Source organism: Klebsiella sp. HMSC25G12 (assembly GCF_001807705.1).
In the GTDB taxonomy this organism is placed as follows: Bacteria; Pseudomonadota; Gammaproteobacteria; order Enterobacterales; family Enterobacteriaceae; genus Klebsiella; species Klebsiella variicola.
In genome coordinates this window covers 1-9,064 of sequence record NZ_KV789825.1, presented here as the reverse complement: position 1 = coordinate 9,064, position 9,064 = coordinate 1, and the positions used below count along the sequence as shown (strand labels likewise).

Genomic DNA, 9,064 nt, shown 5'->3' with positions numbered 1-9,064 from the left:
CAAAAACGGGAGTGACCATAGATTCCGTTTTCCAAGCGGCCCCCATATTGAATGGCTGACGGTACTGGATTTCGATGAGATAAAAATAGACCGTATTTTTATTGCCAATATTGATGACCCGGTGAAGCGAGCGCTACTTGTTTCTGTGGTGAAAGGGTTACGTGGTACTGGCAAACCACTGGTGTTTGAAGGGGTGGAAACGCCAGGACAGTTTGAATTCGTCCGTTCTCTTGGCCCCGGTTACCTAGTTCAGGGCTGGTATAACGGAAAACCCGAAACAATATCTGCGATGAATATTCAGGGTTAAAACGATACGGGGCCCGGCCCGTATCGGCAACCCGACCCGTCAGCGTATCGCTTTCTGTCTGAAGCCGGTTCAGGTCGGCTTCTATCTGCGCGATGCGGCGGGAGATTTATTCAGAATGACTGCCGAAGTTCATTCGGCGAAGCTTATCCAGCTGCGCCTGCAGATGGTCTATTTCGCGCTCCCGGTCGGCCTGCTTTTCCAGCAGGGCGCGGTTCAGCGCTTCCTGTTCGGACAGGCGCTGTTTCAGCAGAAGGATGTCGTCAGGGGGAGGTGTTGTTCATAAGCCCGCATTTTACCAGGCTTATTCAACGACAACCAGGATAAAGAGGCCTACAACATGGTCAGGGACGTAAGCAGTCTTTTAGGCTGCCGCCAGTCGATGCCTTCCAGAAGCATTGCCAGCTGCGCCGGGGTCAGGAACACTTTGCCATCGCGGGCAGAGGGCCAGGCGAAGCGGCCGCGTTCCAGCCGTTTGGTCAGCAGGCACAGCCCGTCGCCGGTGGACCACAGCAGTTTGACCTTACTGCCGCTGCGGCCCCGGAAGATGAAGACATGGCCGGACATCGGGTCATCTTTCAGCATCGTCTGCACCTTTGCGGCGAGACCATTGAAGCCGTTGCGCATGTCGGTGATACCGGCAACCAGCCAGATTTTGGTGCCTGTTGGCAGGTGGTTATCACTTCCTTTATCTGTCCTGTGATGATCCTTATCACTTCGCCAGACTACTTCACCACACACATGGGTCTGCCAGATACCGGTTCGGGATGGATTTCCGCTTCTACGCTGAACACCGTCTTTAGAAGCTCTGGTTTCATCACTGCTTCCGGAGCACCTTGCGCCATCACGCGACCGCTTGCCAGTACCACCAGATGATCGCAATAGCGGCTGGCCTGATTCAGATCGTGGAGTACCGTCACTACGGTTTTCCCCTGCCTTTTGAGTTCAACCATCAGGCGCATCAGTTCAACCTGATGATTGATATCGAGGTAGGTCGTAGGCTCATCAAGAAGAATGAGTGGGGTATCCTGTGCCAGCACCATCGCCAGAAACGCACGCTGGCGCTGGCCGCCGGAAAGCTGGGTTAACCTGCGGTCAGCCAGATTGCGCGTCCGGGTCTGACTCATTGCCACGTTGACCCGCTCGTTGTCTTCCGCGGAGAGTCGCCCCCACAACGACAGCCACGGGCTGCGGCCGTAGGAAACCAGTTCCCGTACAGTGATCCCCTCGGGGGATAAATGGTGTTGCGGCAGTAAAGCCAGGCGGCGAGCCAGCTGGCGGGCGGAAAAACCGGCTATGGGTTTTTCATCAAGCAATATCTCGCCAGAGTCTGGTGTTAACAGGCGAGAAAAACAGTTCAACAGCGTCGATTTCCCGCAACCGTTAGGGCCGAGCAGGGCCGTGATTTTTCCGGCAGGCAGGGCGAGAGAAAGTCCATCCAGCACGGTTTGTGCGCCATAGCTGACGGTCAGATTTTCAGTACGTAATCTCATTTATCGCATTCTCACAAGCAGCCAGACAAACCACGGTGCGCCGATAATGGCGGTCAGCACGCCTGCCGGAAGCTCCAGCGGCGGATGAATGATTCGTGCCAGCAGATCGGCAATGACCAGCAACAACGCGCCCGTCAGGGCCGAAACGGGCATCAGCCAGCGGTGACGCCCGCCGGCGATCCTGCGCACCATGTGCGGCACGACGAGACCAATAAAACTTATCGGGCCACAGACGGCCACGCCGGTTGCTGTCATCGCGACAGCCAGCATCAGCCCCTGGAACCGGGTGCGCTGAACCGACACGCCGAGCGTGGCTGCTCGTGCATCGCCCAGCGCCAGCAGGTCGAGATCGCGACAAAAGCGCAGGCTCAGCGGCAAAAACAGAATGAGCAACGGCACGGCAATCTTCACAAAGTGCCAGTCGCGCCCCCATAAGCTACCCGTCAGCCACAGCAGGGCACTGTTTACATCCTGCGGGTGCAGGAGCATCAGGTAATCCGTCAGGCTCGCCCAGCAGGCGGAAAGCGCCACGCCGGTGAGCGCCAGCTTCATCGGCTGGTGGGTCTTTGCCAGCATCTTCAGCAAGATCAACCCCGCCATACCGCCCGCAAAGGCCAGCAGCGGCAGCACCATCACGGATAGTGATGGCATAAGAAGCAGTGCTCCCACAGAGGCAAGGCTGGCGGCATGGTTAATGCCGAGAATATCCGGTGATGCTAGCGGGTTACGCACAATCCCCTGTACCAGCACGCCCGCCACGGCGAGGGCTGCACCGACAAACAGTGCCAGCAGCAAGCGCGGCAGTCGGTACTCCATCAATACATAATAATGCTCGCGTCCGTCCTGCCAGTCGGTCAGCAGCGCGCGCCACGGCACGGGGATCACCCCCATATGGAGTGATAACAGCGCACAGCCTGCCAGGGCAAGGGTGATGAAAATGACCAGCGCAATTTTCATCCTCGCCTCCTCACCAGCCAGACAAAGCAAGGACTGCCAATCAGCGCCAGCACTGCGCCTGCGGGCAGATCGCCGGGGAAGGCCAGCGCGCGTGCGAGTACATCTGCCATCAGCATCAGCGTGGCCCCCAGCAGCATGCTCACCGGCAGTACGTTGCGCTGATCGAAGCCTGCCCAGAAGCGCGCCAGATGTGGCACCAGCAGGCTGATAAACGCCACCGGACCTGCCACACTGACGCACGCGCCAACCAGAAGCAGCACTAACATATTGATGATCAAACGTAGTCTCGGCAGGTTCACTCCCAGCGTATGGGCGGTACTGTCGCTGACGTTGAGCAGGTTCAGTTGATTCGCCAGCAGCAACACGACAGGGACTGCAGTGACCACCACCGGCAAGAGCTGCCAGACATCCTGCCAGTGGGCGTGGGACACTCCGCCTGCCAGCCAGTAAAAGATGCCGTAAGCATGATCTTCGGCCAGCAGCAGGGTGATGCGGGTCAGGGCCATACAAAAGGCCGACAGCGCGATACCCGCGAGGATCAGTTTGTTTCTGTCCTGGGTATGACGAAACCCGCCTCCTGCGGTCATGACCAGCAGCCAGCTCACGCCGCCCCCGCATGCCGCGATGAACGACAGGGAATAGCCTGCAACCGGCGTCGGACTCAGCGCGCTGGTAAGCGCCATAGCCAGCGCCGCGCCGCTGTTAATGCCGAGCAGTGAAGGAGAGGCCATTGGGTTGTGGGTCAGGGTTTGCAGCAGCGTGCCCGCGAGCGCCAGGCTTGCGCCGATCAGAACGGCGACCAAGCTTCGCGGCAAACGAAGGTTTTGCACCAGCGCTTCTGGTAGCGTTGGCGTGTGTCCAGGCAGCAGGGCGCGGATTGCGTCTGCTCCGGAAACAGGAATGGCCGAGTAGCAAAACAGACTCAGCCAGAAAATAATAATAAGTACTGCAACGGGAAGCCCCCACAGCAGCACCGGGTGTTTTAGCGCGGTCATTTCACATCGGTAAGCGGCTGATGGTGGAAGATTTTTACCGTGTCAGCGGCAATACGCTCTGCGGCAAAAATACCGCGCATCCGCGCCCAGGCGTTACTGTCGACTGAAGCAACCTGCTGCTTCTGCGCGGCGGTTAATATCTGCCAGAGCGGATCTTGTTGCCAGCGTTTAACAATGCTCTCTTCGCGATAGTGGGCAACCAGCAGCCAGGCAGGATTGACCGCCAGCAGTTGCTCCAGGCCGATGGACGGCATGGACGCGCCCGCCATCGCAGCGGGAACGTTCAGCCCCAGAGAAGCCAGCACGCTGCCGGTCCAGGTCTCCTGGGTATGCAGGTTGAATAGCTGTTCGCGTGATGTGCCAAAGGCCACGCGTGTCCCTGTGGGAAGCTGGCTGGCCCACTGCGCCATCTTCTCTTTATGTTGTTCCAGACGCGCCTGCATCTCTCGTTTTTTACCTACCACTTCGCCGATGATAGCCGCTGAGTGCAAATTTTCAGCGTAGGTTTCGTTGCGGGACTTAAGCAGCAGTACCGGCGCGATTTGCTGCAAGGCGGTGTAAATCCCCGCATGGCGACTGCTGTCGGCAATGATCAGGTCTGGTTTCAGGGCAGCAATGGCTTCCAGGCTCGGCTGCGCGCGCGTTCCGACGGACTGCCACGGTTTCAGGTGCGCACGCACTTCGGGCAGGATGCGTTTTGCATCGTTATCGTCGGCAATACCGATCGGGCTGACGTCCACGGCGGCCAGCGCATCGGCGAACGAGAGTTCCAGCACCACAATCCGTTGTGGCGTTTTATCGAGTGTAAACGTGCCGTGTTCGTCCTGAACCGTGGCGGCAAAGGCGTGGCCGATCACCAGCAGCAGGCCTGCAAAAATAAAACGGATAAATGCCAACATAGTCACATTCCAGCTAAAAGCCCGGCAAGCCGGGCGTTAACACATCAGAACTTCAACGACCCCTGCATATACAGCGTGCGCGGCTGGCCTGCGTAGATGCCTTTGTTGTTGTCGTCATAAGAGCGGATGAAGTAGTCCTGGTCGAAGATGTTTTTCACACCGAACGCCAGGTTCAGATCCGCCATCTGCGGGCCAAAGTCATACGCCACGCGTGCGCCCCAGAGCATGAAGCCGGGAATGCGGCCGGTACTGCCGTCGGCGCTCTCTTTCACCGTATTGGCGTTATCCGCAAACTGGCTGGACTGGAAATCGCTGTTCAGATTGAACGTCCAGTTGCCCGGCTTGTAGTCCACGCCCAGCGTGCCTTTATGTTTCGGGGAGAATGGCACCTGATTGCCATAGGTGTCGCCTTTCTCGCGGATTTCCGCGTTCACATACGCATAGCTGGCGTAGACGGAAACGTTATCAAGCGTTGGCGTTAGCGTACCCAGGTCGTAACGTGCCTGCGTTTCCAGCCCGGTATGGCGCGTTTTGCCACGTGCAGTGACGGTGTCGTTGGTCTGGTTGGAGTCGTACTGATTGTTAAAGTTAATCAGGAACAGCCCCATTTCCGCCGTCAGCGCGCCGTCGTCGTAGCGGGTACCGAGTTCCCAGGTTCGCGCTTTTTCCGGTTCCACATTGCCGCTTTGCACAGCCTTGCCAATCTGGCTGTACTGTACGGTGCCGAACGAGCCTTCAGTGTTTGCATAAAGATTCCAGCTGTCAGTCAGGTGATAGAGCACGTTCAACGCCGGAAGCGGTGCGTTATAGCTCACCTCTTCGTGCGTGCCTTTAATGGCGTTGTTCTGGTATGACTCGATATGTTCGAAACGCATACCCGGCGTGATGGTCCAGTTGCCGATGTCGATTTTGTCATCCAGATACCAGGCGTGCGCCTCGGTGCCGGAACGCGTGTCGCGGTCGTAAGGGCTTGAGCCGGACGGCAACTGCCCGCTGCTGGTGGCGGTGTAGTAACGCATTTCATGCGTTGATTCATTCACATAGCGATAGCCCACGCCCACTTCGTGCGCGGAAGGGCCGATCATAAAGCTCTGGCTGTAGCGTGGCTCAATACCGCGCACCCAGTAGTTACGCGGCGAGAGGGTGATGCGTTTGCCTTGCTCCAGGTAGCCGCTGCGCAGGGTTTGGGTGTAGAACCCCTGAATGTTGAATTTATGCTGGCTGTCCGGCTGGAACTGGTAGCCCAGGCTCGCCAGCTTGCGACGGCCCCAGAAGCGGTCATACGGGCGGGTGGATTGCCAGCGATCGGCGTCGTAATCCGCGCGGGACAGGCCGCCGGGCATGTCGGCTTCACCATCGTAATATTGCAGCAGGCTGTTGAAGGTGTGCACCTCATTCGGCGCGTATTTGCTTTTCAGCATCAGGTCGTCGATGCGGGTGGCGCTGTGCTCGCGCCAGTCACTGCCGCGCGTGCCGGAGTAGAGCAGCGCGGTGCCAAAACCGTTGTCCGCTGTGCCGCCCACCATCAGGTTGTGCGTCTCTTTCGGATTGTTTTGTGAAGAGGTTGGGCTGAGCTGACCTTCCACCCCCGCCTCGATACCAAAGTCCTGCGGAATGGCGCGGGTAACAAAGTTCACCACGCCGCCCACGCTCTGCGGTCCGTAACGCACCGCACCACCACCGCGCACCACGTCAATGGCATCCATGTTGCCGAGCGAAACGGGAGCCAGTGAAAGCTGCGGCTGACCGTAAGGGGCAAAGGGGACGGGGATGCCGTCCATCAGGACGGTCGAGCGGCTGGCGAGGCGTGGGTTCAGGCCCCGGATGCCAAAGTTCATCGCCAGGTCGTGGCTGCCGGTGCCGTTGTTTTCCGGCGCGCTGACGCCAGGGATGCGGTTAAGCACCTCACGCATGGTGGTTGCGCCGGTTTTGGCGAAATCCTCACGGCGGATCACGTCACGCGCGCCAGCATGTTCAAATACGTCGTTTTCACGCGCATCGCCCAGCCAGTCGCCGACCACGGTCAGGGCATCTTCTTTTGACGCGGGCGCGGGCTCCAGCGTCCAGCTGTTATTTCCCAGCGGTTTTACCTGCAGTCCGCTGCCGTCCAGCAGCTGTTGCAGGCCGCTCTCGACGTCGTAATCTCCGTGCAGACCGTTGCTCTGCTTGCCGCGCGTCAGGCTGGCGTCAACCGAGAGGGTAATTCCGCTGTGTGCGGCATACTGATTGAGCGCTTTGTCGAGCGATCCCGGTGCGATATCAACCTGTGCAGCAAAAGCGGAAAACGAGAGACCGGCCAGCGGCAGCAGGCTCAGGCGAATGGCGTTAACCAAAGGTGTTGTTTTACGAAAAACGCGTAACGGCGTCATACCTTCTCCATCATCATTTTTGTTGTGTTCAGCTATGAGTCGAACGAGAAGGGTAAAAAGGACAATCGAAATGAGAATTATTTTTCTTACAGCGGTGAAATGTTTATCCAGTACCGCGTAATAGACTGAATTTTAACGGGAAGCGTTTGAGCGATAACGTTCAGGATCGCATCGGTATTTTTCAGCGGGAACGTCCCGCTCAGGCGCAGCCCGGCAACGGCGGGATCGCAGCGCAGCACGCCGTTGTGGTAACGGCTTAGCGTGGCTATCACCTCACCCAGCGGTTTATCGCTGAAGCTCAGGATGCCCTTCGTCCAGCTTGTACTCTCGTCATCCAGCGGTTTCACTGCGCCAAACTCAGAGGCGCTGAACTGCAGGCTTTCACCAGCGTTCACGATGCGTTTTTGCGCGGGGGCACTGGCGAGAAGCACTTCCACGGCGTGCTGCTGCACGTCAAGCTGCGTGAAATTATCCTGCTGGCGGACGGTAAATTCTGTCCCTAAAGCGGTGAGTTGGCCCTGACGGGTCAGGACGCGGAAGGGGCGTTGCTGCGCATCTTTCGCGGTAGTAATGGCGATTTCACCGTACCAGAGCCGGACGGTGCGCTGATGCGCATCAAAACGCACATCCGCCGCGCTTTGGGTATTCAGCGTGAGCAGGGAGCCATCTTCCAGTTGCTGACGGCTGACTGCGCCTTTGGCGGTGCGGTAATCTGCCCGCAGACCTTCGCCGGTTTCCGACTGCCAGAGTTGCCAGCCTCCGCCAGCGCCGAGCAACAGCAGTAATCCTTTCATCACGTGACGGCGGGTGAGGCGGGTATCGTGCAGCGCCCGGCTGGCAACGTCGCCAGGCACACCGCCAAGCTGGTTGCGCAGGTTTTCAACCTGCTGCCAGGCCCACTGGTTATCCTGATCCTGTTCATACCACTGTTGCCAGCGCGCTTCCTGTTGTGGGCTGACGCGCTCGCCGCTTAGCACGGCATACCAGTGGGAAGCTGAACGCAGCGCCTGACGGCGGGAATCGGTTAACGAAGGATTCATAACCCATGCTCCAGACGAAACAGCAGGCAGTGCTCGACGGCTTTCGCCACGTATTTTTTCACGGAGCTGACGGAAACACCGAGTTTGTGCGCAATCTCGCTGTATGTCAGGCCATCCAGTTGCGAAAGCAGAAACGCTTCACGTGTTTTTCCGTTTAGCCCGTCCAGCATGCTGTCGACGAGTTGTAGGGTCTCGAGCTGGCTTTCGCGTTCCTCAGGTGAAGGCGCTACCCCCTCCGGCATAAGCGCCAGCATCTCCAGATACGCTTTTTCCAGCGCGTTTCGGCGAAACAGGTCCACCATCACGCGTTTGGCGATAGAGCACAGGAAAGAGCGAGGATCGCGGATCGTCGAGAGCGTTTCGCTGCTCATTACCCGCAAAAAAGTGTCCTGGGCAATGTCATCTGCATCAAAGGCAGACTGGAGTTTGCGCGTCAGCCAACTTTTCAACCAGCCGTGATGGGTGCCATAAAGCGACTCGAACGTTAAGGAAGCTGTGGTAGTGGCACGGTCAGACATGCGGAGTGCATCAAAAGTTAATTATCACGTAGCCATATTAATATGAGAATGGTTATCATTACAATTGGAAATAAAATTGTTTCCAATAAACATTTTTAACATGTTGTTTTTCTAAGTGTTATAAGGTAGGTATAAAATGGGATGGATCCTCTGCTTCTGGCATCTGTCGGTCAGAATGACATCATGATGTGGTCTGCTATTATTGACATCCTCCCCGCCCTTTAGGGCGGGGAGGATGTCAACTATGAGTGTTGCCTGAAATGTCGCCAGCCCCCGGTACAGCTGAAGTATCTCGGGCTTTCTGCGTTTGCTCCTGGTGGGTATGGCCCCCGCAAGCGGGGGTTATTGCTAACTGTCGTTTCAACAAAAAGTAACTTTTTTCACTTTGCCCCTCAGTACAAATTAGGGGCTTGCCGCGGATGTACCATGCCTGAATATCTTCGAGTGATGATTTGGTGCGGCTTTGTTGAATAAATCAGATTTCGGGTT

General features: G+C 57.5%; 9 protein-coding genes and 1 pseudogene. 1 reads left to right on the top strand and 9 read right to left on the bottom strand.

Annotated features, from left to right (window positions below; translation table 11 throughout):
* Positions 1-307, top strand: a 307-nt coding sequence (locus tag HMPREF3096_RS05245) for an EAL domain-containing protein (protein WP_228704797.1), incomplete at its 5' end; no start/stop codon positions are given.
* Between the two features lie 22 nt (positions 308-329).
* On the opposite strand, the pseudogene HMPREF3096_RS28720 reads toward HMPREF3096_RS05245, so the two are convergent.
* The 9 genes and pseudogenes from HMPREF3096_RS28720 to fecI all read right to left on the bottom strand — a co-directional run.
* Positions 330-588: pseudogene (locus HMPREF3096_RS28720) on the bottom strand (IS66 family transposase); the annotation flags it as partial.
* A 49-nt stretch (positions 589-637) separates the two neighbouring features.
* Positions 638-976 (bottom strand): IS66 family insertion sequence element accessory protein TnpB, encoded by a 339-nt coding sequence (tnpB, locus tag HMPREF3096_RS05240; RefSeq protein WP_029497456.1) that lies wholly within the window; start codon positions 974-976, stop codon positions 638-640.
* A 53-nt stretch (positions 977-1,029) separates the two neighbouring features.
* Positions 1,030-1,797 (bottom strand): Fe(3+) dicitrate ABC transporter ATP-binding protein FecE, encoded by a 768-nt coding sequence (gene fecE, locus HMPREF3096_RS05235; protein WP_004152282.1) that lies wholly within the window; start codon positions 1,795-1,797, stop codon positions 1,030-1,032.
* On the bottom strand, positions 1,798-2,754 hold the full coding sequence (gene fecD, locus HMPREF3096_RS05230; protein WP_004118246.1) for a Fe(3+) dicitrate ABC transporter permease subunit FecD: 957 nt from the start codon (positions 2,752-2,754) through the stop codon (positions 1,798-1,800).
* Positions 2,751-3,749, bottom strand: a complete 999-nt coding sequence (fecC, locus tag HMPREF3096_RS05225; protein ID WP_004182126.1) for an iron-dicitrate ABC transporter permease FecC — start codon at positions 3,747-3,749, stop codon at positions 2,751-2,753. The genes fecD and fecC overlap by 4 nt, the downstream gene beginning before the upstream one ends.
* Positions 3,746-4,648, bottom strand: coding sequence for a Fe(3+) dicitrate ABC transporter substrate-binding protein FecB (fecB, locus tag HMPREF3096_RS05220; protein WP_004182127.1), 903 nt, complete (start codon positions 4,646-4,648; stop codon positions 3,746-3,748). Before fecB ends, fecC begins: the two co-directional genes overlap by 4 nt.
* A 44-nt stretch (positions 4,649-4,692) precedes the next feature.
* On the bottom strand, positions 4,693-7,017 hold the full coding sequence (gene fecA / locus HMPREF3096_RS05215) for a TonB-dependent Fe(3+) dicitrate receptor FecA (RefSeq protein ID WP_032731908.1): 2,325 nt from the start codon (positions 7,015-7,017) through the stop codon (positions 4,693-4,695).
* An 86-nt stretch (positions 7,018-7,103) separates the two neighbouring features.
* Positions 7,104-8,057 carry a ferric citrate uptake sigma factor regulator FecR gene (gene fecR, locus HMPREF3096_RS05210; RefSeq protein WP_020325007.1) on the bottom strand — a complete coding sequence of 318 codons (954 nt, stop codon included), beginning with the start codon at positions 8,055-8,057 and terminating at the stop codon, positions 7,104-7,106.
* Positions 8,054-8,575 (bottom strand): RNA polymerase sigma factor FecI, encoded by a 522-nt coding sequence (gene fecI / locus HMPREF3096_RS05205; RefSeq protein ID WP_020325012.1) that lies wholly within the window; start codon positions 8,573-8,575, stop codon positions 8,054-8,056. The genes fecR and fecI overlap by 4 nt, the downstream gene beginning before the upstream one ends.
* Between the last annotated feature and the right edge of the window lie 489 nt (positions 8,576-9,064).

Excerpts from the sequence above, each read along its gene's own strand:
- fecB (WP_004182127.1), bottom strand. The coding sequence starts at position 4,648 with ATGTTGGCATTTATCCGTTTTATTTTTGCAGGCCTGCTGCTGGTGATC.
- fecE (WP_004152282.1), bottom strand. The coding sequence starts at position 1,797 with ATGAGATTACGTACTGAAAATCTGACCGTCAGCTATGGCGCACAAACC.
- fecI (WP_020325012.1), bottom strand. The coding sequence starts at position 8,575 with ATGTCTGACCGTGCCACTACCACAGCTTCCTTAACGTTCGAGTCGCTT.
- fecD (WP_004118246.1), bottom strand. The coding sequence starts at position 2,754 with ATGAAAATTGCGCTGGTCATTTTCATCACCCTTGCCCTGGCAGGCTGT.
- fecR (WP_020325007.1), bottom strand. The coding sequence starts at position 8,057 with ATGAATCCTTCGTTAACCGATTCCCGCCGTCAGGCGCTGCGTTCAGCT.
- fecC (WP_004182126.1), bottom strand. The coding sequence starts at position 3,749 with ATGACCGCGCTAAAACACCCGGTGCTGCTGTGGGGGCTTCCCGTTGCA.
- fecA (WP_032731908.1), bottom strand. The coding sequence starts at position 7,017 with ATGACGCCGTTACGCGTTTTTCGTAAAACAACACCTTTGGTTAACGCC.